The organism is Sphingomonas panaciterrae (assembly GCF_036890205.1).
GTDB classification, from domain to species: Bacteria; Pseudomonadota; Alphaproteobacteria; order Sphingomonadales; family Sphingomonadaceae; genus Sphingomonas; species Sphingomonas panaciterrae.
In genome coordinates, this window is the sequence record NZ_JAKNQR010000001.1 from 1,354,845 (window position 1) to 1,378,051 (window position 23,207).

Annotated in this window: 22 protein-coding genes and 1 pseudogene; 6 read left to right on the forward strand and 17 right to left on the reverse strand. The window is 66.6% G+C overall.

Annotation, left to right across the window (positions count from 1 at the left end):
* Positions 1 to 46: 46 nt before the first annotated feature.
* Positions 47 to 658 carry an ankyrin repeat domain-containing protein gene (locus tag L8F96_RS06630; RefSeq protein ID WP_046407978.1) on the reverse strand — a complete coding sequence of 204 codons (612 nt, stop codon included), beginning with the start codon at positions 656 to 658 and terminating at the stop codon, positions 47 to 49.
* 46 nt (positions 659 to 704) lie between these two features.
* Here L8F96_RS06630 and L8F96_RS06635 point away from each other — a divergent pair, with 46 nt between their 5' ends.
* Genes L8F96_RS06635 through L8F96_RS06645 form a run of 3 tightly spaced genes read left to right on the forward strand, consistent with a single transcriptional unit; the run spans position 705 to position 2,478 of the window.
* Entirely contained in the window at positions 705 to 1,286 is a 582-nt protein-coding gene (locus tag L8F96_RS06635) for an SCO family protein (RefSeq protein WP_301091331.1), read from the forward strand.
* Positions 1,283 to 1,714, forward strand: a complete 432-nt coding sequence (locus L8F96_RS06640; RefSeq protein ID WP_145117803.1) for a YcgN family cysteine cluster protein — start codon at positions 1,283 to 1,285, stop codon at positions 1,712 to 1,714. The genes L8F96_RS06635 and L8F96_RS06640 overlap by 4 nt, the downstream gene beginning before the upstream one ends.
* Positions 1,715 to 1,758: 44 nt before the next feature.
* A complete protein-coding gene (locus tag L8F96_RS06645) occupies positions 1,759 to 2,478 on the forward strand; it encodes a M48 family metallopeptidase (protein ID WP_334655583.1) in 720 nt (239 codons plus the stop codon).
* Here L8F96_RS06645 and L8F96_RS06650 read toward each other — a convergent pair.
* The 9 genes and pseudogenes from L8F96_RS06650 to rpmI all read right to left on the reverse strand — a co-directional run bounded on the left by L8F96_RS06650 (position 2,436) and on the right by rpmI (position 11,544).
* A complete protein-coding gene (locus L8F96_RS06650) occupies positions 2,436 to 4,565 on the reverse strand; it encodes a transglycosylase domain-containing protein (RefSeq protein ID WP_334655584.1) in 2,130 nt (709 codons plus the stop codon). The two genes, L8F96_RS06645 and L8F96_RS06650, sit on opposite strands and share 43 nt — an antisense overlap.
* Positions 4,566 to 4,708: 143 nt before the next feature.
* Positions 4,709 to 5,104, reverse strand: coding sequence for a peptide-methionine (R)-S-oxide reductase MsrB (gene msrB, locus L8F96_RS06655; protein WP_334655585.1), 396 nt, complete (start codon positions 5,102 to 5,104; stop codon positions 4,709 to 4,711).
* A 58-nt stretch (positions 5,105 to 5,162) separates the two neighbouring features.
* Entirely contained in the window at positions 5,163 to 6,047 is an 885-nt protein-coding gene (locus tag L8F96_RS06660; RefSeq protein ID WP_334655586.1) for an RsmD family RNA methyltransferase, read from the reverse strand.
* Positions 6,044 to 6,919, reverse strand: a complete 876-nt coding sequence (locus L8F96_RS06665; protein ID WP_334655587.1) for an aldose 1-epimerase family protein — start codon at positions 6,917 to 6,919, stop codon at positions 6,044 to 6,046. Before L8F96_RS06665 ends, L8F96_RS06660 begins: the two co-directional genes overlap by 4 nt.
* A gap of 51 nt (positions 6,920 to 6,970) precedes the next feature.
* Positions 6,971 to 9,322 carry a phenylalanine--tRNA ligase subunit beta gene (gene pheT, locus L8F96_RS06670; protein WP_334655588.1) on the reverse strand — a complete coding sequence of 784 codons (2,352 nt, stop codon included), beginning with the start codon at positions 9,320 to 9,322 and terminating at the stop codon, positions 6,971 to 6,973.
* Between the two features lie 13 nt (positions 9,323 to 9,335).
* A complete protein-coding gene (gene pheS / locus L8F96_RS06675; protein ID WP_046407964.1) occupies positions 9,336 to 10,442 on the reverse strand; it encodes a phenylalanine--tRNA ligase subunit alpha in 1,107 nt (368 codons plus the stop codon).
* Positions 10,443 to 10,527: 85 nt separating this feature from the next.
* Positions 10,528 to 10,818 (reverse strand): annotated as a pseudogene (locus L8F96_RS06680) (GIY-YIG nuclease family protein); the annotation flags it as partial.
* A 139-nt stretch (positions 10,819 to 10,957) separates the two neighbouring features.
* Positions 10,958 to 11,323 carry a 50S ribosomal protein L20 gene (gene rplT, locus L8F96_RS06685; protein WP_046407961.1) on the reverse strand — a complete coding sequence of 122 codons (366 nt, stop codon included), beginning with the start codon at positions 11,321 to 11,323 and terminating at the stop codon, positions 10,958 to 10,960.
* 17 nt (positions 11,324 to 11,340) lie between these two features.
* Positions 11,341 to 11,544: a 50S ribosomal protein L35 gene (gene rpmI, locus L8F96_RS06690; RefSeq protein WP_046407959.1), complete on the reverse strand. Its 204-nt coding sequence runs from the start codon at positions 11,542 to 11,544 to the stop codon at positions 11,341 to 11,343.
* A gap of 156 nt (positions 11,545 to 11,700) precedes the next feature.
* Here rpmI and L8F96_RS06695 point away from each other — a divergent pair, with 156 nt between their 5' ends.
* On the forward strand, positions 11,701 to 13,836 hold the full coding sequence (locus L8F96_RS06695) for an AsmA family protein (RefSeq protein ID WP_417158949.1): 2,136 nt from the start codon (positions 11,701 to 11,703) through the stop codon (positions 13,834 to 13,836).
* A 36-nt stretch (positions 13,837 to 13,872) separates the two neighbouring features.
* Here the strand turns inward: L8F96_RS06695 and L8F96_RS06700 are convergent, their stop codons facing one another.
* Positions 13,873 to 15,126 (reverse strand): aspartyl/asparaginyl beta-hydroxylase domain-containing protein, encoded by a 1,254-nt coding sequence (locus L8F96_RS06700; RefSeq protein ID WP_241212593.1) that lies wholly within the window; start codon positions 15,124 to 15,126, stop codon positions 13,873 to 13,875.
* Positions 15,127 to 15,232: 106 nt separating this feature from the next.
* Between L8F96_RS06700 and L8F96_RS06705 the strand changes: the two genes are divergently transcribed.
* Positions 15,233 to 16,276 (forward strand): hypothetical protein, encoded by a 1,044-nt coding sequence (locus L8F96_RS06705; RefSeq protein ID WP_125945420.1) that lies wholly within the window; start codon positions 15,233 to 15,235, stop codon positions 16,274 to 16,276.
* A gap of 98 nt (positions 16,277 to 16,374) precedes the next feature.
* Here the strand turns inward: L8F96_RS06705 and L8F96_RS06710 are convergent, their stop codons facing one another.
* From L8F96_RS06710 to L8F96_RS06725, 4 genes are all read right to left on the reverse strand, one after another.
* Positions 16,375 to 16,632 carry a hypothetical protein gene (locus L8F96_RS06710; protein WP_046407955.1) on the reverse strand — a complete coding sequence of 86 codons (258 nt, stop codon included), beginning with the start codon at positions 16,630 to 16,632 and terminating at the stop codon, positions 16,375 to 16,377.
* A gap of 48 nt (positions 16,633 to 16,680) precedes the next feature.
* Positions 16,681 to 16,938 carry a hypothetical protein gene (locus L8F96_RS06715; RefSeq protein WP_125945418.1) on the reverse strand — a complete coding sequence of 86 codons (258 nt, stop codon included), beginning with the start codon at positions 16,936 to 16,938 and terminating at the stop codon, positions 16,681 to 16,683.
* A 373-nt stretch (positions 16,939 to 17,311) separates the two neighbouring features.
* Complete coding sequence (locus tag L8F96_RS06720) at positions 17,312 to 20,152, reverse strand: TonB-dependent receptor domain-containing protein (protein ID WP_334655590.1); 2,841 nt, start codon at positions 20,150 to 20,152, stop codon at positions 17,312 to 17,314.
* Complete coding sequence (locus L8F96_RS06725; RefSeq protein ID WP_465250262.1) at positions 20,034 to 20,633, reverse strand: TonB-dependent receptor plug domain-containing protein; 600 nt, start codon at positions 20,631 to 20,633, stop codon at positions 20,034 to 20,036. Before L8F96_RS06725 ends, L8F96_RS06720 begins: the two co-directional genes overlap by 119 nt.
* Before the next feature lie 158 nt (positions 20,634 to 20,791).
* Here L8F96_RS06725 and L8F96_RS06730 point away from each other — a divergent pair, with 158 nt between their 5' ends.
* Positions 20,792 to 21,325 (forward strand): hypothetical protein, encoded by a 534-nt coding sequence (locus tag L8F96_RS06730; RefSeq protein WP_052742442.1) that lies wholly within the window; start codon positions 20,792 to 20,794, stop codon positions 21,323 to 21,325.
* Positions 21,326 to 21,355: 30 nt separating this feature from the next.
* Here the strand turns inward: L8F96_RS06730 and L8F96_RS06735 are convergent, their stop codons facing one another.
* The gene (locus L8F96_RS06735; RefSeq protein ID WP_334655592.1) at positions 21,356 to 22,777 is read right to left on the reverse strand and encodes an SGNH/GDSL hydrolase family protein; all 1,422 of its coding nucleotides are present in this window, start codon (positions 22,775 to 22,777) and stop codon (positions 21,356 to 21,358) included.
* Complete coding sequence (locus L8F96_RS06740; RefSeq protein ID WP_046407949.1) at positions 22,774 to 23,202, reverse strand: hypothetical protein; 429 nt, start codon at positions 23,200 to 23,202, stop codon at positions 22,774 to 22,776. Before L8F96_RS06740 ends, L8F96_RS06735 begins: the two co-directional genes overlap by 4 nt.
* Positions 23,203 to 23,207 lie beyond the last annotated feature (5 nt).

Here is a 23,207-nt window from a genome sequence, read left to right on the forward strand (position 1 = left end):
ATCTTCGTGCGGCAAGGGAATGCGAGCAATTCTGCTCCTTGTGATGCTAGAACTTCGGGCCCGCAACTGCCCGAACCGCCCGCTTCGGCTTTTCATCGATCAGCTTTGCGATTGCTGGGGACCGCGCATCCGCATGGGCGTAATCACGCGCCGACATCCCGGCGATATTGTCGGTCTGGTCGGGGTTTGCGCCCGCGGCAAGCAGGCTGCGGACCATCGGCAGATCGCGCTTCTGCACCGCGCGGATCAGCGGCGTCTCGCCCCCGCCATTGCCCAAGTTGGGGTTGGCCTTGTTCGCGGTCAGCACGTCGACGATCGCGTTCTGGCCATATTGGACCGCGAGCAGCAGCGGCGTGTCGCCGCGGCCATCGCGCATGTTGGGATCGGCGCCACGCTGCAGCAGGAAGCGCAGGTACGTCGAGTCACCGCGCTTCACCACGATGTGGAGGGCCCCTTCGCCGGTCGTGATGTCGCGCGAGTTGACGATCCGCTGCCCGGGCTGGTCGAGCATCTTCACCACCGTGTCGCCATCGGCTTTGCGCACCGCCTCCAGGAACTTGTAGCCCTGCGACTGCTGCTGCGCAGCGGCCGGTACGGCGGCGGTGATCAGGAGGGGAACGAGCAGGCGGCGCAGCGTCTTCACAGGCAGAAGGTCCATCCGATGGTTGCGATCGCGGCCTTAACAGATCAAGGCTGGCGATGCCATGAACGTCCGCCTTCTCATCAGCCTAGCCCCCCTCGCCCTCCTCGCCTGCTCGCCCGCCGCGACCCCGACGCGCCCGCCGCTGGAAGGCGCGCGGATCGGTGGACCGATGAGCTTGATCGATCAGGATGGGAAACCGTTCAGCGATCAGGCGCTGAACGGCAAATATCGCATCGTCTATTTCGGCTACACCTTCTGCCCCGACGTCTGCCCGGTCGACGTGCAGAATATCGGCGCCGGCCTGAAGCTGCTGGAGAAGAGCGATCCCGCGCTCGCCGCACGGATCGTGCCCGTCTTCATCACCATCGACCCGGAACGCGACACGCCCGCGGTGCTCAAGCAATTCGTCTCCGCCTTCCACCCGCGGATGATCGGACTGACCGGCACGCCGGAAGAGATCGCCAAGACCGCAAAGGATTACGCGATTTTCTACCAGCGTGGTAAAGGCACGTCCGGCGGCTATCTGATGGATCACAGCCGTCAGGCCTATCTGATGTCCCCGGACGGCAAGCCGCTCGCGCTGCTGCCGCAGGAGGGACCGCCACAGGCCATCGCCGACGAGATCAAACGCTGGGCCGAATGACGCGCTTCTGGGAAGACACACCGCTCGACAAGCTTGACCGCGCGCAATGGGAGGCATTGTGCGACGGCTGCGGCAAATGCTGCCTGCACAAGCTTGAGGACGAGGAAACGAACGAGCTTTACCCGACCAACGTCGCCTGCCGCCTGCTCGACCGGCGCACCGGTTTCTGCTCGAACTACAAGCACCGGCATGCCTATGTGTCGGAATGCGTGCGACTTTCGATGCGCAATGTCGACGCGATCGAGTGGCTGCCCTCGACCTGCGCCTATCGCCTGCGGCTGCATGGGGAGCAGCTGCCCGAATGGCATTACCTCGTGTCCGGTGATCGCGAGGCGGTGCATCGTGCGGGCGAATCCGTGCGCGGCTGGACGATCAGCGAAGATGACGCCGGCGAACTGGAATATCACATGGTCGATCGCAAGCTGTGAGCGGATCGTCTCGGCCGGGTACGCCGGGAGACGCTGGATCATCGATGGCGCAGAACGCCCACCTTGCCGATCCAGGAAACGCGATCGAGGTGGTTCGGCACCCGACCGCCCGGCGCGTGAAATTGAGCTTCGACCCGCTGAGCGGCCGCGTCCGCCTGACCATCCCGAAACGTGCCTCCGCCGCAAAGGCACTGTCCTGGGCAATGGGCTATGGCGACTGGATCGCGGCTCAGCGCGCCCGCCTTCCCCAGGCCCGCCCCTTCGAGGATGGTGGTCAATTTCCGTTCGACGACGACCTGCTCACCATTGCCTGGCAACCCGGCTGCTCGCGGATCGTGCGGCGCGAGGGCGACCTGCTGCTCCTGTCGGGGCCGCCCGAAACAATCGCGCGCCGCGTGGAGACATGGTTGAAGCGCGAGGCGCTGTCATTGCTGGAGGCGGACACGCGTCTTTATGCCGATCGCGCCGGCATCGCTGTGGAGCGCGTTTCGATTGGTGATCCTCGCGGGCGGTGGGGCAGTTGCAGCAGCACGGGCGCGATCCGCTACAGCTGGAGACTGGCGCTCGCCCCCGTGGCGGTACGCCGTGCAACCGCAGCGCATGAAGTGGCGCATCGCATCCACATGGATCATTCGCCCGCGTTCCACGCGCTGGTCGAGCAGCTATACGGCAGCGACCCGACGCCACATCGTCAATGGCTGCGCACCCAAGGTGCGACACTTCACTGGTATGGTCGTTCCTCGACGGGCGGCGGCGCCGGGTAGCGACGCTCGCCGCGGGGCTCCCGCGCGGGCGCGCGCGGGTCCCTGCCGGTCACGCGGTCGATCCAGTCCTGATCCAGCCGTTGCGGCGGCGCGGGCTGGGCCGGATCGCCATCCTCGACCACCGGACGCTCGGCGCGCGGCGACGGACGCTCAATGCCGCGGCCATAATCGTCCTCCGGCAGCGGCACCGCGTCGCTGGGCAGCGGCTCCCCATTGTCGTCGACAAAGACGCTGTTGTCCGGCTCCCCGAAATAGCTCTCCTCATCGGGTTCGAGCTGCCATTCGGGCAGGGTCACTTCGGTCTCGAACTGCTCGATCGGACGATTGGCCACCGCCTTGGTCATGAACTGGGCGAAGGCGCGGGCCGGCGCGGCGCCGCCCTGCAAGCCGCCGATCGGCTTGGCATCATCCCGGCCCATCCACACGCCCGTCGTCAGGCCGGAGGAGAAGCCGAGGAACCAGCCGTCCTTGGAGGATGAGGTGGTACCGGTCTTGCCCGCCACCGGGCGGCCGATCTGCGCCGCGCGGCCGGTACCGGTATTCACCGCCGTCTGCAGCAGGTCGGTCATCTGCGCCGCCACATAGGGTGCGACCAGGACGCGGCTGCGATCGACCTCATGCTGATAGATCACCTCGTTGTTCGCCGTCACCTTGGTGATTCCGTACGGCATCACGGCGACACCCTTGTTGGCGACACTGGCGAACGCCCGGGTCATGTCGATCAGGCGCACGTCCGACGTGCCGAGCACCATCGACGGCTGGGTGTTGACCGGGGTCGTGATGCCGAAGCGGCGCGCCATGTCGGCGACGGTGGTGAAGCCGACCTGCTGGCCAAGCCGCGCCGCAACGGTGTTGAGCGAATAAGCAAAGGCGGTCCGCAGCGTCACCTGCCCCGAATAGCGGCGCGAGCTGTTGCGCGGGCTCCATCCGTCGATCGTGATGGGTTCATCCACCACCGTCGTCTCGGGCGTCATCCCGGCCTCGAGCGCGGCAAGATAGACGAACAGCTTGAAGGCTGAGCCCGGCTGCCGCTGCGCCTGAGTCGCGCGATTGTAGATCGACGACACATAATCCTTGCCGCCCACCATGGCGCGCACCGCGCCGTCGCGATCGAGCGAGACCAGCGCACCCTGCGCGCCGCCGGGCGCATTGGCGCGCACCGCGGCATCCGCCGCGCGCTGCATGTTGAGATCGAGCGTGGTCCACACCTCGAGCGGCTTTTCCGTCTCGTCGATCAGCAGCTCGAGCTGGGGCAATGCCCAGTCGGTGAAATAGCGCACGCTGTTCTGCTTGGGCTCGGGCGCGAGCTTGACCGCCTGCGGATCGGCCTCGGCCGCCTCCGCGGCGCTGATCACGCCATTCTCGGCCATGACATTCAGCACGACCTGTGCGCGGTCCACCGCGGCCTGCGCGTCAGCGGTCGGCGAATAGTTCGACGGTGCCTTGACCAGCCCCGCGATGATCGCCGCCTCGCTCAGCGTCAGGCGATTGGCGCCATGGCCGAAGAACTTGCGCGACGCAGCGTCGATGCCATAGGCGCCGCCGCCATAATAGACCTTGTTCAGGTACAGTTCGAGCACCTGTTCCTTGGTGAACTTGCGCTCCATCGCGAGCGCCAGAATCCACTCGCGGAACTTGCGGCCGAACTTCTTCTGATTGTTAAGGAAGACGTTGCGGGCGAGCTGCTGCGTGATCGTCGACCCGCCCTGCACCCAGCGACCGCGATCAAAGCGCACCTTCACCGATCGCGCGACTCCGATCGGGTCGACGCCGAGATGGCTGTAGAAGCGCTTGTCCTCCACCGCGATCGTCGCATCGCGCATGATCCGCGGGATGCGATCGAACGGCAGCCATTCGCCATAGCTCGGCCCGATCGACACCAGCACAGTGCCGTCGGCGGCATGGACCCGGATCATCTGGCCATTGGGCGAGGATTTCAGCTCATCGAAGGAGGGGAGCTGCGTCCGCGCGATGTAAACGGCGGTGAGCAGCGCACCAAAGGCAACGACGGCCAGCGCGATCAGGATCTTGATCGCGATCGACAGGCGTCGACGCCAGGGCGAGCGGGGAACGGGGCGACGGGCCATCGGATGCGATCTGGCGGATAGTAGCTTAGGCTGGGCTTAACAAGGTAAGGTCGCCTGCCGCAGCAACGGAACATGCTGGCGCGCAAAGTGGCGCGCGCGCAACATCTACACGGCGGATCTTCTCGCCCGCCGTGTGCCGGGGCTTACTTTCGCGGGCGGAAATCCAGGCTGACGGAGTTCATGCAATAGCGAAGACCGGTCGGCGGCGGACCGTCGGGAAACACGTGGCCAAGGTGGCTGTCGCAACGCGCGCACCGCGATTCGATGCGAATCATCCCGTGGCTGGTGTCACGATGATCGGTCACTACATCGGGCGCGATCGGCTGGGTAAAGCTCGGCCAGCCCGATCCCGAATCGTATTTGTCAGCGCTGTCGAACAATTCCAGCGCACAGGCGGCGCAATGATAGATGCCGTCGGCCTTGTAATCATTGTACTTGCCGGCAAACGCCCGTTCGGTGCCTGCCTCTCGCAGCACGTGATATTGTTCGGGCGTGAGCCGCTCTTTCCATTCGGCTTCCGACAGGTTCAACTGATCCATGGGCGACTGGTCTCCGTAACTTGTCTTGCATCTGGTAGCGCGAGATGCAGGGTGCAAGTCACGCGTTGGACCAGCGCGCCCAGATTGCGGTGGGCAGCACCAGGCCGCGTGCTTCCTCCCGCACGCCCAGCTCGCCGCATTCGACGGTGCCGGGCAGATCAGCGAAGGCCTGGCGCAGCATCTCGCCGATCGCCAGCGCGGACATGCGCACGGCATAGACGGTGAGGAACAGCGCCCGCGAATTGGCGTCGAGGAGCTGGCGGCAGTCGGCAATCAGCCCCGGCAGATGCTCCTCCAATCGCCAGATCTCGCCGTCCGGGCCACGACCATATTTGGGCGGATCGAGCAGGATAGCGTCATAGCGGCGGCCCCGGCGGACCTCGCGCGCGACGAACTTCGCCGCATCGTCGATGATCCAGCGCACCGGGCGATCGGTCATGCCCGATAGCTTCGCATTGGCGCGCGCCGCCTCGACCGACTTCTTGGACGCGTCGACATGGACCATCTTCGCGCCGGCGGCCGACAAAGCGAGCGTGCCGACGCCGGTATAACCAAACAAATTCAACGCTTCAGGCTCACTGACGCCCTCCAGCCGCTCGCGTAGCCAGGACCAGACGGGCGCCATGTCGGGGAAGAAGCCGAGGTGGCGGAAGGGCGTGTTCTGCGCGGTGAAGCGCACCGCACCCGCGCCGACGCCCCAGGCGAGCGGCCAGCCATCGCGCGGCACTGGGCGGGAGTAATGCCACTGGCCGCCGCCATCCTCGTCGCTGCCGGGGATGAATTCACCGTGGGCCTGCCAAAAGTCGTGCGCCGGCGCCCAGAGGGCCTGCGATTCGGGGCGGATGAAGCGATAGTCGCCGTAGCGCTCCAGCTTGCGACCATGGCCGCAATCGACGAGGCCATAGTCGCCCCAGGGTTCACCGATGAGCGTGTCGAGTTTCATGGGAGAAAAGTTACCGCCATGCTGATGTGCTTGGAACCGCCGGGCGGGATCAGGAAGATGCCGGCTTTATCAATGAATTCACCGGCATAGCCCTCCGGATCGGCGATGCCGTGCCATGGCTCGACGCAGATGTAGCGGGCGCCGGGCTTGGTCCAGATGCCGAGCATCGGAGTGTCGGGAAAGTCGATCCGCAGATGCGGCCCGCCAGGCGCACCGTAAGTGACGCTGGAGGAGCGGACATTGTCCCACACCAGCGCGTCATGCGCGAACAGATCGTCGGCGAGGTGGAGCGTCCGACCGTCCAACGGAGAGGGGTCAGAACCGGCCTTGATCGTGCCGTCATCGGCGATGGGCCGGACGCCATCCGGCTCATTTTGGCCAAATGTGATGACGTGCTGGCCACGTTCCGCGCCGCCCGGCAGTGGCCAGGCGAAAGCAGGGTGAAAACCGAAGCTCGCCGGCATGTCCTGCGCGTTCGGATTGCTGATGACAATGTCGGTGTGCAGCGTCGCGCCGTCGAGACGGAAGGTCGCGTCGAGGGTGAAGGCGAAGGGGTAATGGACGCGCGTCTCGTCGCTTTCTGCCAGGCGGAAGGTCGCGTGCGTCGGGCCGTGATCGACGAGCGTGAACGGCAGGCGGCGGGCGAAGCCGTGCTGCTTCATCGGATAGTCGCGGCCCTGGATGCGGATCACCTCGCCGGCGGGCTTGCCGACGACGGGGAAGAGCAAGGGCGCACGCCCGGTCCAGAAAGCAGGATCGGCGTCGGTCATCAGCTCGCGGCGGGCGGCGTCCTTGAGCGAGGACAGTTCCGCGCCGAGCGGGTTGATCGCCGCCGACAGATGATCGTTCGCGATGGTGATCCAGTCGGTCACTTTGCCTCCTTCATCGTCATCCCCGCCTAGCGCGGGGATGACGACCATGTGTCAGCCGCGGAGCGACGCGCCCAGTTTGGCGGCGGCGGCGACGACCTTGTCGGCGATCGTCTTCAGCTCGGCCTCGACGAACGCCTTGTCGCCGGGCTGGAGCACGATCTCTACCGCCATCGAGGTTTCGCCGTCCTTGGTGAAGACGTCGAACACGCGGGCGGAGACGATCGCGGCCTTGTCCGCGCCCTTCACTGCGCGCGCCAGTGCATCGGCGGCGACGCCATCGGGCACGAGGAAGGCGAAGTCACGGCGGACGGCCTGGAGAGCGGGCGGCGTATAGGCCGGGCGCATGAAGCCGGCGGAACGCTTTCCGGGGATCGCATCTAGATACAGCTCCACCGCGGCGACGCCGGCGTCGAGATCGAACGCGCGGGTGACATTGGGGTGGAGGATGCCGAAGGCGGCGAGCACCGTCTTTGGCCCGAGCCGCAGCGTGCCGGACTGGCCTGGATGCCAAGCGTCACCGGCTTCACCGAACACCTGCAAATTGTCGACCGGCGCGCCGGCGGCGGCGAGCAGCGCCAGCGCCTCTGTCTTGGCGTCGAACGCATCGAAGCCCTGCGCCTTGCCCGTCTGCCAGTGCCGCGCGCGGCGGTCACCGGCGAGGATCAGGCTGAGGGTCGGGCGCTCCTTGTCGGCAAGATAGCGGCGGCCGATCTCGAACAGGCGGATCGTGCCGGCCCCGCGCCGCACGTTGCGCGCGGCGGCCGACAGCAGGCCAGGCAGCAGCGACGGGCGCATGACCTTCAGGTCCTCGCTGATCGGGTTGGCGAGCGTGAAGGCACCGCCACCAAAGGGCGCAGCCTCGGCTTCCGAGATGAAGCTCCACGTCACCGCTTCGTCGAGACCGCGTGCGGCAGCGGCGCGGCGGACGCGGCGCTCCAGCTTCTGCTCCGGCGTGGCGGTCGGCGTCGCGACACCCGGCGCGCGCGGCAGCGGCACGGAGGGGACGTTGTCGATGCCCTCGATACGGATCACTTCCTCGACCAGATCGGCCGGGCCGTCCACATCGCGGCGCCAGGTGGGCGGGGTCACCTGCCAATCGTCGCTGACGGTGAAGCCAAGCGAGGTCAGGATCGCACGCTGCCGTTCCGGCGCGACGGCAAGGCCGCCGAGCGTTTCGGCGCGGGCCGGATCATAGGCATAGCTGCGGGTGCCGAGCGGCGGCTCACCCGCGCGGGTGATGCCGGTCGGCTGACCACCGCACAGGTCGAGCACGAGGCGGGTAGCGATCGCGAGGCCGTCGTCGAGGAAGGCCGGGTCGACGCCGCGCTCGAACCGCTGGCGCGCATCGCTGGTCAGCATCAGCTTCTGGCCGGTGCGGGCAATATGCTCGGGATCGAAAAAGGCGCATTCGATGATGACGTCGGTGGTCGTGTCCGACACGCCCGATTCCTCGCCGCCCATGATGCCGCCGATGTCATGGACATGGGCATCATCGGCGATGACCGTCATCGTCTCGTCGAGCGTGTAGGTCTTGCCGTTGAGGGCAAGGACCGTCTCGCCCGCCTTCGCCTTGCGCGCGACGAGGCCGCCGGAGAGCTTCGCCTTGTCATAGACGTGCAGCGGGCGGCCGAGATCGACGGTGATGTAATTGGTGATGTCGACCAATGCCGAAATCGGCTTCTGACCGATCGCGCGCAGCCGCTTCGCCAGCCATTCGGGCGAGGTGCCGTTGGTGACGCCGTTGACGCCCTGCGCGAAGAAGGCGGGGCAGCCGGCGGGGTCGTCGGTGCGCACATCGGGGCCGGGGCCTTCGCCTGCGACGGGCTCGACGCTCAGCGGCTTCAGCGTGCCGAGGCCGGCGGCGGCGAGATCGCGCGCGATGCCGCGCACGCCCATGCAATCCTGCCGGTTGGGCGTGATCGACACGTCGATGACGGGATCGTTGAGGCCCGCCCATTCGGCATAGACTTCGCCGACCGGCGCATCGGCGGCCAGTTCGATGATGCCGTCATGATCGTCGCCCAGCTCCAGCTCGCGCGTGGAGCACATCATGCCGTTCGATTCGACGCCGCGGATCGCCGCGACCTTCAGCACCATGCCGTTGGCCGGGACGGTCGCGCCGGGGGAGCCGAACACGCCGACCAGGCCGGCGCGGGCGTTGGGGGCGCCGCAGACGACTTGCAGCGGGCCGTTGCCGGCATCCACCGACAACACCTGAAGCTTGTCCGCCTGCGGGTGCCGCTCGGCGGTCAGCACCTTGGCGATGCGGAAGGCGGCGAGCTTCTCGCCCGGGTTCTCGACCCCTTCGACCTCAAGGCCGATGCGGGTGAGGCCGACGAGGATCTCGTCCAGCGATGCCGCGGTGTCGAGGTGGTCCTTGAGCCAGGAAAGCGTGAATTTCATCTCTATCGTCCGATCACGCCGCGCCGACGCCGCCCGACAGCGTCGGGACGTCGAGGGCGGAGAAGCCATAATGCTTGAGCCAGCGGATATCGCCGTCGAAGAAGGCGCGTAGATCGTCCATGCCGTATTTCAGCATGGCGAGGCGATCGATGCCGCAGCCAAAGGCGAAGCCCTGCCATTCGTCGGGATCGAGCCCGCAGGCGGCGATCACCTTGGGGTGGACCATCCCGCTGCCGAGCACTTCCATCCAGCCACCGTTGGGCACGTCGCCGCCGCCGCCGATCACGCGCTTGCCCTTTTGCAGCGTGTAGCCGACGTCGACCTCCGCCGAGGGTTCGGTGAAGGGGAAATAGCTGGGGCGCAGGCGCAGGACGATGTCGTCACGCTCGAAGAAGGCCTTCAGGAACGTCTCCAGCGTCCATTTCAGGTGACCCATGGTGATGCCCTTGTCGATCACCAGCCCTTCGACCTGGTGGAACATCGGCGTATGGGTCGCGTCGCTGTCGCTGCGATAGGTGCGGCCGGGCGCGATGATTCGGATCGGCGGCTTGTTCGCCAGCATGGTGCGGATCTGCACCGGCGACGTGTGGGTGCGCAGCAGGCGGGGCCGCTCGCGATCCTCAGGCACATGATCGCCGGCGAGATAGAAGGTGTCGTGCATCGCGCGTGCCGGATGGGTTTCCGGAATGTTGAGCGCGGTGAAATTGTGCCAGTCGGTCTCCATCTCCGGGCCGGTGGCGACCGCGAAGCCGAGATCGGCGAAGATTTCCGCCAGTTCGTCCATCACCTGGCTGACCGGGTGGATCGTGCCGGCGAGCGGCGCATCCACCGGCAACGTCATGTCGATCCGCTCGGCGGCGAGCTTTGCCTCCAGCGCGGCGGCCTCCAGCGTGGCCTTGCGGTTGGCAATCGCGTTGGTGACGGCCTCGCGCAGGCCGTGGATCGCGGGACCCTTCACCTGGCGTTCCTCGGGGCTGAGGCCGCCCATCGACTTCAGCAGCGCGGTGACCCGGCCCTGCTTGCCCAGCGCGTCGACGCGCACGGTTTCCAGCGCCTCGAGCCCGGCCGCGGCATCGATCGCGGTCAGCAGGTGCGTCTTCAGGTCGTCAATCTCGGTCATGCTTTCCCGTTCCGTCATTCCACCGCGCCACATCGTCATTCCCGCGGAGGCGGGAATCCATACGCATTGTCTTCTCTACTCGAGCGAAACCGAGGTCGATCGCCAGATCGCGCCATTCGGGATTGCCCTCCTCGATCAGCCGCAGCTTCCAGTCGCGATTCCACTTCTTGAGCTGCTTCTCGCGGGTGATCGCCGCTTCCATCGTGTCTGCCATGTCGAACCAGACCAGACGATGGATCCCGTAGCGGGTGGTGAACCCTTCGATCAATCCTTCGCGGTGCTGGTGGAGGCGGGCGACGAGGTTCGAGGTCACGCCGATGTAGAGCGTGCCATGCCTGCCGCTGGCGAGGATATAGACGCAGGGTTGTCGGGACATCGGGTTCTCCGCTCGCGAGCGTTCGGAGAATATGGATTCCCGCCTTCGCGGGAATGACGGAAATCTTGTTATATGACCGACACGCAAAGGGCGCGGGTGTTGCCACCCACGCCCTTTGTGTCGCTTTGGAAGAAGAGGCTCAAGCCTCGGCCGGCAGCGCCTTCTTCACCTGAGCGATCAGCGCGCTAAATGCTTCGCCTTCGTGCATCGCAATGTCGGCCAGGACCTTGCGGTCGAGGTCGATGTTGGCGAGCTTCAGGCCGTGCATGAACTGGCTGTAGGTCAGACCCTCGGCGCGGACGCCGGCGTTGATGCGCTGGATCCACAGACCGCGGAAGGTCCGCTTCTTAACCTTGCGGTCGCGATACGCATACTGGCCAGCCTTTTCGACGGCCTGCCGCGCGATGCGGATCGTGTTCTTGCGACGGCCGCGGTAACCCTTGGCCTGTTCCAGAATGTTCTTGTGCTTGGCGCGAGTGGTTACGCCCCGCTTGATGCGTGCCATGTGCTAGTTCCTCTCGCTCAACGCAGGCCGTACGGGGCCCAGGCCTTCACCGTCGCGGTGTCGGCCTTCGACAGCACCTTGGTGCCGCGGTTCTGGCGGATGTACTTGCTGTTGTGGCTGATCAGGCGGTGACGCTTGCCAGCGACGCCGTGCTTGAGCAGGCCGGATGCGGTGAGCTTGAAGCGCTTCTTGACGCCGCTCTTGGTCTTGAGCTTGGGCATTTTGGTCCTTTCAAATCGAGCGAGACTGGAACCGCCGCGGCAGCCCTGATGGCCGGGCGATTCTTTTCACCTCGCTGGGAAGAAGCGGGGCGCATAGCGGGCGGACCGGCGAAATGCAACCAACGCGTGCGCCATGCGATTCCCGCTTTCATGGACATGGCGACGAAGCGTGATGGGCAGCCCGCGCTGTCCACGGCGAAGACCCCGCCCGACACCGGCCCGCGCGACCCGCGGCGGCGGCGCCTTATCCTGCGCAACACGATCATCGCCATCCTCGCCGTACCCGCGCTCATCTGGCTGGTGCTGTTCATCACCAAGGGCCGGTTCCTGAAGGGGCCGTTCGAAACGATCGTCGGGCGGATGACCAACCGCGAGGTCCGCGTCGGCGGCGATTTCCAGCTGTATTTCGCGCCGCTCAGGATCAAATTCTACGCCGAGCGCTTCACCATCGCCAATCCGGCCTGGGCAACGCGGCCCTATCTGTTCCGCGCGGACAGGATCGACACGCGCATCGCGCCCTTGTCGCTGCTGTTCGGCAAGCGGCGACTCTACTGGCTCGACCTGCAAAACGGCGCGGCGGATCTGGAGTGGAACGCCGGGCATACCACCAACACCTGGACGTTCAGCGAGAAGAAGGGCGGCAAGCCGCTGGAGTTTCCGCGCATCGACGTCGCAACCGTGCGCGGCACGACGGTGCGCTATCTTGATCCCCGCATGCGGCTGCTCGCCGATCTCGGGATCGAGGACATCCGTTCGGAAGATGCGCAGATCGGCAAGTCGGTGCGCGTCGGCGGCACCGGGCGGATCCGCGACACGCCGTTCCGGGTCACCGCGCAATTGCTGTCGCCCGACGCAACGGTGAACCGCGGCGAGAACAAGCTGACCGCGCGCGTCTGGGCGGCGAACAATGTGGTCGACGTGTCGGGCACACTTCCCTCGCTGGCCGAGATCGAGAAGGTGCCGCTGGAGACGCGGGCGCGCGGGCGTGACCTGTCCGAACTGCTCGGCATCATCGGCGTCGTCCTGCCGGAAACGCGGCGCTATGCGCTGAAGGGCCGGATGGTGAAGGATGGCGAGGTCTATCGCTTCACCAATATCGCCGGCACCGTTGGCGAGAGCGACGTAGCCGGGCGGCTGACCGTGACCAACGGGGAGCGGCTGCACCTCGATTCGGCCATTCGCACGCGCAGCCTCGATATCGTCGATGCGTCGGTTCTGGTCGGCTACAATCCCGACATCGTCGAAACCAAGGGCGCGGTCGCCGCAGCGGCCGCCACCGGCTCCGGCCCGCGCAAGCTGCTGCCGGACGATGACATGCCGGTCGAGAAGATGCGGACGTTCGACGCCGACCTCGTCTGGACCGTCGATCAGGTGAAGTCGCGCAAGGTGCCGATTTCCAACATGGAACTCACGCTCGATCTCGATCGCGGGCGGCTGGCGCTGTCGCCGTTCAGCTTCTCAATGTCGCGCGGCAATGTGTCGAGCGACATCGTGTTCGACACGCGCCAGCGGCCGAGCGCGGTGAAATACGACTTCCGCCTCGCGCCGACGCCGATGGGGCGGCTGTTCGCTGGCTGGGGCGTGTCCGAAGCGGGCACCACGGGGACGATCAAGGGCCGTGTCCAGCTGAACGGGCGCGGTGATTCGATCGCCGATTCGCTGGCGACGTCGAGCGGGCGGATCGCCTTCATCATGCCGCAGGGCGCCTTGTGGACGCGCAACGTGCAGCTGGCGGAGCTCGACATCGGCACGTTCGTGCAGAAGATGTTCGCCGGCAAGCTGAAGGAGCCGGTCAGCATCAACTGCGGACTGGTGGCGTTCAGCGTGCGCAACGGCATCGCAGCCGCCGACCCGATCCTGATCGATACGCGCAAGAACGTGATCCTGGGCCGGGGCGGCTTCAGCTTCCGCACCGAGGCGGTCGATCTGGCGGTCCGCGCCGATGCCAAGAAGTTCAGCCTGTTTTCCGGTCAGTCGCCAGTCGGCCTGGCTGGCTATTTCTCCGCGCCGGCGCTGAGCGTGATCAGCCCGGACCTGCTCGCCCGCGCAGGCGCCGGGCTCGGCCTTGCCGTAGCGGCCGCACCGCTCGCCGGGGTGCTAGCCTTTGTCGACATCGGCGACGCGAAGTCGGCCGCGTGCGGCCCGGTGCTGGCCGGCGCAACCGCGGCGGCGCAGCGCACGACCAAGGGCGAGAAGCGCGACGACGTGGGCCGCGGCACGACGGCAAAGGACGAAAAGGGCAAGGAGAAGCCGGGCAAGGAACAGCGCAAGAAGTTCCTCGGCATCTTCTGATCGCGCGATGCGCAGGTGCGCCACGCGCGCGGCTGATCAGTCGCCGATCTGCATCGCCGCCGTCGGTGCCGTATCCGACTCATCGGCAAGCGCGTAGAAGGCGCGCAGCAAGTCGCGCTCCTCCGCCGTGATGTACGGGTTCCACACATCGAAGATCAGGATCGCGCGCATCTGATCCGAGCGATTCCACGCCTCGTGATCGATCGTGTCGTCGAACGCCCAGGCCTTGCCCTCTTCCCAGCGGCGCGTTTCGCCACCGACGCGGAATTCGCACCCCTCGGGCACGATCAACGGCAGATGGATGATCGTGCGCACATTGCTGACGCCGGTATGCGCGGGGAGATGCGTGCCGGGCTTGAGCAGGGAGAAGAACACCGTCGGTGTGCGTCCCGGTAGGTCGCTGAGCGGCAGCCGCTCGACCGCCGCGGCAGTGCGCGGGAAGCGGGCGCAGACGGCATCGTCGCGCTTGCCGTCCTTCCACAGGTGCATCGCGCCCCAGGCGAGCGATCGATCAAGCGTCGACCATTTGTTCTGCGGTGTGCCCGGCTCCATCGCCACATAGGGGCGGATCGGCGCCGCATCCTCGGCCAGCACGGCTTCGAGCTCGGCACGGATCACGTCGGTCTCAGCCTCGATCTCCCCCAGCCACGGGAAATGCGCGCGGTCAAAGAACTCGTCGGCGGGCAGAAAGGGAAAGTGCAGGCCGTGACATTCATTGGCGTAAATCCGCCGGCGGCCCAGCACATGATCGACACAGGCGTCGAAGCGCCGCCGGCCCGACGGACCGGCCGCCGCGCGCGCCGCAGCGAGCCCGCTGTCGAGCGCGTCGGCGAAGCTTGCATGCTGCCGCGCCACGACCTCGCGTGCATGTTCCAGCATCATCTCCAGCGCCGGCGAGCGTTCCGCAATGCCTGCGGCAACCGCCAGCACGTTGGACCAGCGTTCCGCCGCGCGCCGCAGATCGCCCGTGCGCTCGTGCAGTTCGGCCAGCCGGACCAAAGCCATGAAGTGCGTCTGGTCGACCGCCAGTGCGCCGAGCAGCGCCCGTTCCTCTCCCGCGACATCGCCCGCCTCGCGATAGGCCTTGGCAAGGTTCATCTGCAATTCCGGCGCGCGCGGGTCCGCGGCAATGGCCCGATCGAAGAAGGCGGCGGCTGACGCAAAGTCCCGGCGACCGAGCGCATCCATGCCGAGTGCGTTCAGGGCAAGCGGCTGTTCGCCCGCGCGATCCAGCAGTTCGTGAAACAACGCCACCGCCTCGCCCTGCCGACCTGCCTGTTGGGCAGCCATCGCGCGGCTGATCATTTGTTGTATTGCTGCCTGTTGCACGACCAACGCATAATCACAGGGCCCGTGCTAGACAACTAACCTTGTTTCAGCCCACATCAGCCGGATCATGACGGCTGCACTTGCTTCTTCGACAGACTTCATCGGGATCGCGCGCGACCCGCAATGGCTCCCGCATCGCTATGATCCCGGTCACGATGCCATCCATTTCATTCCTGTTCCCCGCGACATGCATCGTGCGACCACCTTCCTCATCGACGATCATTTGCCCGCCGGGCTGAACCCGGTGGTGCTGCGGCGGGATCATGTGATGGCGACCGGGCCACAGGCGGCGCCGATCCACTTCCTGTTCCACTCCGGCTATTGCTGTTCGACGTTGCTGTCGCGCGCGGTCGATCGACCAGGCTGGGCCATGGGGCTGAAGGAGCCGATGATCCTGAACGACATGGTGGGCTGGCGCCGCCGTGGTGGCCAAGGCCCCGACATGGCGAGCGTGCTGGACAACGTCTTGACGCTGCTCGCACGCCCCTTCGCGCCGGGCGAGACGGTGGTGGTGAAGCCGTCGACCGTCATCAACGCGCTTGCGCCAGCGATCCTGGCGCTACGGCCCGATGCCTGCGCCATCATGATGTATGCGCCGCTGCGTACCTATCTCGCCTCGATCGCCAAGAAGGGGATCGATGGGCGGCGCTGGGTTCGCACGCTGCTGACCGGGATGCTGGACGACAATATGGTCCAGCTGGGCTTTTCGACGCGCGACTATCTCGAGCAGACCGACCTGCAGGTGGCGGCGCTCGGCTGGCTGGCGCAGCAGCAGCTGTATGCCGGGATGGTCGACCGCTATGGCGCGGCGCGGGTGCGGACGCTCGACAGCAGCCGGTTGCTGGCCGATCCCGCTGCCGCAATGGCGCAGCTGGGCACGCTGTTCCGCCGGTCGCTGAGCGCCGAGGAGGCGCAGGCGGTGGCACGTGGGCCGGCCTTCACGCGGCATTCCAAGTCGGGCGAGGCATTCGGGACAGCGGAGCGCGATGCGGAACATCGTGATGCCGCCGCGGTCCATGCCGACGAGATCCACAAGGTCGCCGAATGGGCGGCGGCGGTCGCACAATCCGCGGGGATCACGCTGGACGCACCGGCGCCGCTAATCGGCTGACCGTCACCCGGCGCGGGCGCCCGACCGCGATCACGGTTGAGGTTGGGTGGGCTAGGACCAGCGCGGGCCCCGCCGGCGCGAGCCGCACGCGGCGGCGTTCAGCAGCGTCCGGTCACATCCGAGGGCCGGCACGAGATCGCTGGGCTCCACTGATTAAGAGCCTCGCGCTCGACATCCCAATCCCGCTTCGTCTTGCAGACACGGTTGGTCCCGACCAGCGAGCCGATCCGCTGGAACCGCTTGCAGATCATCTTGTCCGCGGGATCGGCAGAGCGCTCCGCCACTTCGCGCTTGCTTGGCTTGTCAGGCACCTGGCCGGGAGCGGCGACGAGGAGGGTAAGCAAGAGGGTCAGCATCGATCATTCCCTTCGCTTCTGGCCGCTGCAGGATGGGGCAGCTGGGTGTCAGCAACCGCCCGGGGCACCCGAGACGCCGCACGCCCCCCCATTGCCTTGCTGGCGAAGGGCGTCGCGCTCACGATCCCAATCACGCTTCGTCTTGCACACGCGCTCCGTGCCAACGAGCGTGCCGATCCGCTGGAACCGCTTGCAGATCACCTTGTCCGCGGGATCGGCAGAGCGTTCCGCCACTTCGCGCTTGCTTGGCTTGTCAGGCACTTGGCCGGGAGCGGCGACGAGGAGGGTAAGCAAGAGGGTCAGCAACGAACCATTCCTTTCGCAAGGATGCGTGCCGGGCGGCCGCACCGTTCCGGCGGTTGTCAGCACGGGAGCCTGTCATGCTAGCCGCGGCCCGAAGGACGGGGCCGGGCGAAACACCTTCGCGATAGCGGCGAATAGTACAGCGGACAGGATCATGTACCGTTGAGCGAAGTAGAACCGGTTTCACGAAGACTGTCAATTGAGCGCAAGCACTTCTTTTACGTAATCTTTTCCCAGGGGACCCTCACCGGCGATTATGGGCTGAGCTTGATCGATGGCCCTCATTCTTGGCGCTGCCGCCCGCGTCGCGCTGACAAAAGAAAAGGGGCCGGCCTTTCGGCCTGCCCCTTCCCTTGTTTCGGTCTGATCGCGGGGATCAGAACTTCAGACGTGCACCGATCGCATAGCGGCGGCCCAGCGCGTCGAAGGTCGACGGATAGGTGTTGCCGCTGTTGAACGACGTGGAACCGGCGCTCGATCCGACGATCGGCGGGTCCTTGTCGAACAGGTTGGTGACGGTCAGCGTGAAGTCGAAGTTGTCGGTCACGCCCACGCGGGTGGCGAGATCGATATAGTCCGCCGACTTGATGCGCGTGAAGTCGTAAGTACCGCCACCCAGGCTCGGGACCGGACCCGTCCAGAAGGCACGCTCCTGCGCATCCAGCGGCTCCTGACGGAAGCCGTCGATGTGACGCCACAGCACCGAGAAGTCGACGTTCTCGAAGCCGAAGGTCGCGCGGGTGTTCCACGAGAACTCCGGCTGCAGCGAACCGGTGTACGAGCAGTTGACCGAGTAGAAGCCGACGCACTCACGATTGATCGAGGTCGGCGTCGCCTGGAACTGCGACCGGTTGGTCCAGTTGCCCTGGAAGCTGAGGTTCAGCTTCGCAAAGCCCAGGTCACGACGGTAGTTGACGTTGAGGTCGATGCCGTCGGTCTTCAGGACACCCAGGTTCGACAGCACGCCGAACAGACCCGGTGCGAGCGCCGGGAGACCGTCGAGGCCACCGGTGACCGAGTTACGGCGGATGCTGGTGCAGGCCGGGTTGGTCGGGCTCAGGCTGTCGAAGCAGGCGCTGATGAGGTCGCCCACGGTCGGCGTGGTGATCGCGCCGTCAACCTTGATGTTGTAATAGTCGAACGAGACCGAGAAACCAGGGATCTGGTTCGGCTGGATCACGGCGCCGATGGTGTACGAGTTCGACGTTTCCGGACGCAGGTTCAGGTTACCACCGGTGGTGATATTGGCCTGACCCGAGGTCGGATCCTGGATCGAACCGATCGTGCCGGCGGGTGCACCCTGCGCAAGGCAGACGGCGCGCAGCGCGGCGTTGGTCACCGGTGCCGAGCCTGCGCACGGATCGGTGCCCAGGTTGGTCAGCACGGTGTTCAGCGGCGAGAACAGCTCGCTGATGTTCGGCGCACGAACCGCGCGCTGGTAGTTACCGCGGATCTTGAGGCCGTCGAACGGCTCCCAGCTACCGCCGGCCTTCCAGGTCGTGGTGTCGAACTTCGGCGCGGTCGGCGTCTTGATCTCGTAGCTGGAGTAACGGATGCCAGCTTCGAGGGTCAGGCTGCGGAAGCCCGGGACGTCGGCGACGAGCGGCGCGATGATTTCGCCGTAGCCCTCATACACCTTGTAACCGCCGTCGATGTTCGGCGAGGCGCCGCCGGCACCGCCGAGGTCGTTCGCCTGGGCGAGCGAATCGGCGCGCTGCGAGGCCTGGTACTCACGATATTCCGCGCCTGCCGCGAAGCCGATCGGCTCAGCCGCCCAGGGGCTGGAGAAGCCGAGATCGCCCGACAGAAGCGCGCGCGCCTGCGTCAACGTGGTGCGGATCGTGGTGGTGCTTTCCGCCGTCAGGTAACGCGTCTGATCCGGCGTGATCGAGCCTTCCGGACCGAAGAGATTGACCGGAACGCAGCCCGAGCCTGCGCCGATCGATGCCGCGGTCGCCGGACGCCCCGGACCCGAGGCAAGGCAGGCCGTCGTGCTGGTCGCATAGGCCGCAGCCGCGAAGCGCGAGTTCAGCGTGTAGTTCTGCGAGGTGTTGTCGAGCTCCGACTCACCATAGGCGCCCGACACGTCGAGGTTGATCGAGTCGGTGATGCCGAGACGGATGCCCGCCTTATAGTCGAAGATCGTCGTGGTGTAGCGGCCGACACGCGGACCGACTTCCGGGGTACGACGCGACACGTTGATGTTCGCGGTGCGGAAGTTCGGATCGTTCGGGTCGGTCGCAACCGCGGCAGCGGCGCACTCGGCGGCCGTGAAGCGCGGGACGTAGCCGGTCACGACACCATTGACGACCGGCGCAGCGTTGAAGGCGCAAAGCTGGTTGCGCAGCGCGGTCGGCAGGTACGGGTTGGACAGCGGCACAGCGACAGGCACGCCGAACGCGCCCGACGGTGCGATGATCGTCTCAACGGTGTTCTTCGAGAACAGGCCGCGGCTGTACACTTCGATGTTGTCCGCCAGTTCGTAGCGGCCAGCACCGTAGATGTTGTAGCGCTCAAACGGCGTCTGGAAGATGTTGAACGGGCTGAAGTTGTACGGCGCGTACGCCGTCACTGCGCGGCCCGTGGTCGGATCGATCTGGCGCAGGCCGCCGTTGGCGACAGCCGGATCCGTGCTGGGCAGACCGGTTGCCGGGTCGATCGGGCGCGTGCCGGAGATCGACGAGGGGACCGCGGTGCCCGAGCCGGCGAGGGCCAGATTGTTCGGCGTGAAGGAGTTCAGCGCGAGGATCGAGAAGTCGCGATCGCCCTGATAGACGGGGTCGGCCTGCTGGTAGCCAACCGACAGAACCACGTTGCCGCGGCCGTCGTCCATGTTGGCGCCGATGGTGAGGTCGGCACGGAAGTAGGCGCCGTCGCCACGCTCGGTGATCTGGTTCGAGACGTTCGCCTCAATGCCCGAGAAGTCGGAGCGGGTGATGAAGTTGATGACGCCCGACACGGCGTCGGCGCCGTAGGTGGTGGCGGCGCCGCCGATCAGCGAGTCAACGCGCTCGACGAGGGCGAGCGGAATGTTGTTGAGGTCGACGCGGCCGACGAGGCCCGAGGGGGCGATGCGGCTGCCGTCGAGCAGGACGACGTTACNCGCGCTCGACGAGGGCGAGCGGAATGTTGTTGAGGTCGACGCGGCCGACGAGGCCCGAGGGGGCGATGCGGCTGCCGTCGAGCAGGACGACGTTACGGAACGAGCCGAGACCACGAAGGTCGGCGTAGGACGAACCGCCGTTGCCGTTGTTCACGGCCGAACCGATCGACGCAACGTTGCCCGGGAGGTCGCGCAGGACCTGCTCGGCGGTGTTGGTCTGACGCAGGCTCAGCTCTTCCTGGCCGACGACGGTAATCGGGCTGGATGCCACAAGGTTGGGGTTGCGGATCAGGGTGCCGGTGACGACGATGTCGCCGGTGGTGTTTTCAGAAGCCGGGGGAGCAGCGTCCTGGCTCGAAATGCCGGCGGCAGGCGCAGCAGGATCGTTGCTCTGGATACCAGTCTTCGGCTGATTGGCGGGATCGGCGTCCTGCGCGAACGCGGTGCCCGACGCCATCACGGCGCCGACGAACAGCGTCGTCGTCAACAGGCGCGAACGAAGATTTGTGCGCATGCATTTTTCCCTTTTTGTTGCCCCGGTCCAACCCGGTTTTGCGGCATTCCCAATGTGCAATCGACCAAGATCGACCCACATAGGTCAGGGGGCTAGAACGCTATTCATCGTGCCGCAATGTTTGCTCTGCGCAACTGCAACATTGCGGCGCATGTGTAACAGGAAGGCAACAGTTTAGTGTCTGCCTTGTCCGTTTTCGCGACACACTCTATCCCCAACCAGGGTTTGGGAGATGCAAAATGGCACGGTGGGGCATTGTGGTGGCGGGCGCAGGCGCCATGATGATTGCAGGAACTGCAAGCGCGGCCGGGCAGGATGCTGCGGGGGAGCGCGTGCTACAATCCTTCGCGCAATGCCGGACGCAGGCCGACCCTGCGCAGCGGCTCGCCTGTTTCGATTCCGCCGCAGCGGCGCTGGAGCAGGCGGTGAAGGCGAAAGACGTGCGGATCGTCGACCGGACCGACGTGCGAAAGGCACGCCGCTCGCTGTTCGGGTTCACGCTGCCGCGCATCGACCTGTTCGGTGAGCCCGATGAAAAGGATCAGAAGGAGGACTTCGCTGAGGTGAATACCACCGTGGCGAGCACGCGATCGCTGGCGAACAATCGCGTCGAGATCCGGCTGGGCGATGAATCGGGAGCCGTGTGGGTGACCACCGATCCGATGCCCTTCCCGCCCAAGCAGGGCGAGGCGATCCGCATCCGCAAGGGCGTGATGGGCAATTACTTCCTCGCCGTGGACGGCAAGACCTATCGCGGCATGCGCGTGCGCTGACCGGGAGCGGCCGGCGCACGCGTCGGCCGGCTATCCGGCGGCCAGGGCCGGTAGCACCTGCGCGCGGATCGCCTGTTCGATCCGCTGCGCATAATAATCATAGCCGATTTCCGGCGGATGGACGTCATCCCCGGCGATGTAGAGCGCTGCATTGGCGGTGCCGGACGGCACCGCGACGGCATTGTTCCAGCCGCCGAGCACCCAGGGCGGCGTGGCGGTGGTGACCGGGACGAAGAATGTCAGCGGGTCGGCGATAGCGGCGACGGCGGCGGCGAGTGCCTGCTCCGTCGCACGCGCCCCGGGGAGGTTGATCGAGGGCACGCCCACGACAATGATCGGCGCGGGCGTGCCGCCACGCAATGCGCGCAGCATGGCCACTGCCGCCGCCTCCACCGTCGCGGGTGAATAGCCAACGTCATTGGTCGATCCCATCACCAGCACCGCATCCGGCCGAAGCGCCAGCGCCTGCGGGACGCGATCGACAAAGGTGCGCAGGCCCGCACCCGTGTTGCAATAACCCGTCCCGCCGACCGACAGGTTCCAGGTGTCACGCCAGCCGAGCCGCTTGCCCAGCAGCTGTGCGATCGACCCGCCGGCCAGCCACGGGCCATAGGACGAGCCGGCATTATAGCTGTCGCCGATCACCACCAGGCGCGGGTCCGATGCCGGCGCCGCGGTGACCGTCGCCGCGGTGCCGGTCTGCGCGCAGCCGAACTGCGCCGCGCTCTTGCCGGTTTCGAGCTCATACCGGCGCATCCGGCCGCCGCTGCTCATCGTCCAGTCGATCATCAGCCACTGATCCTGGCCACCGATCACGATGCTGCCGGGATGGAGATACCGCTCCTCCACCAGCACGCGCAGCTGCGCCGAATTGGCGGGAAGGAAGAGCGCCAGTCGATCGGCATCGCTGTCAAAGGCGACCGAGGCCCCCGCGCACGTCATCATATCCGGCTTCGCTTCCAGCGTTTCCAGCGACCAGAAACTGGCGCGCAGCGGCACCGGGCGCGCGCCGCGCACAGCGTAAGCCCCGGGGACGAGCGCGGGCAGCCAGTTGGCGCCGAGCGCGGGATTGCTGGTCAGCAGCGTGACCACCGGGGCGCCATCGGCCGCATCGGGATGCCGCGCCCCGCCAAGGCAGGTCCAGTAGAGGCCGCCCGTTCCGTCGGGGAGATATTGCCCATGGTGCCGCCCGGTCGGTCCGGGGCCAGTCGCGGGGGCCACCCCGCCGATCCCGCACATGTACCAGGCGCCCGCATGCGCGACGATCTGCCCCGGCGCATAGGCGCTGCCCGGCGCATAGGCTGGCGGCGCAAGCCAGGGCGGCGCGGTCGCCGGATTGCGCCCCCGCGCGCTGTCTGCCGCACGAAGCAATCGCGCATGCCGCGCGGCGGCGCGCTGGGTCGCCCGCGCCTGCACCGCCAGGCCGCGCGCGATCAGGTCCGGGCCGCTCATTGCGCCACCCGATAGGTCAGCGCGCCACCCAGCAGCGTGACGGCAAGATAATAGGTCGCGCCCGCCTCGCTCTCGTCCGCCACCGCCTCGTTGGTGCTGCCGACAAACCGCCCCCAGCGCTCACCGGCGATCGTCAGCGGCAGCATGGTTGCCCCCCCATCGGCCGAGCGGAGGAAGTCGACCTGCCCATGCCATTGGCCGGACAGGCTCAGCCAGATGGGCCGATCCAGCTCCGGCACGAATGGCCCCACGATGGCGCTGCTCACGATCGTGCCGGCGAGCGGCGCAGACTGCGCCGGGCGGGGCACCGCGCGCACCGGCAATGGATTGTCCGCCTGGACCGCCACCGCGGGCCCATCGACGGCACCGAACGCCACCGCATATTGCGGGACGAACCCCGCTGGTACTTCCACTTCCGCGACCATCGCAC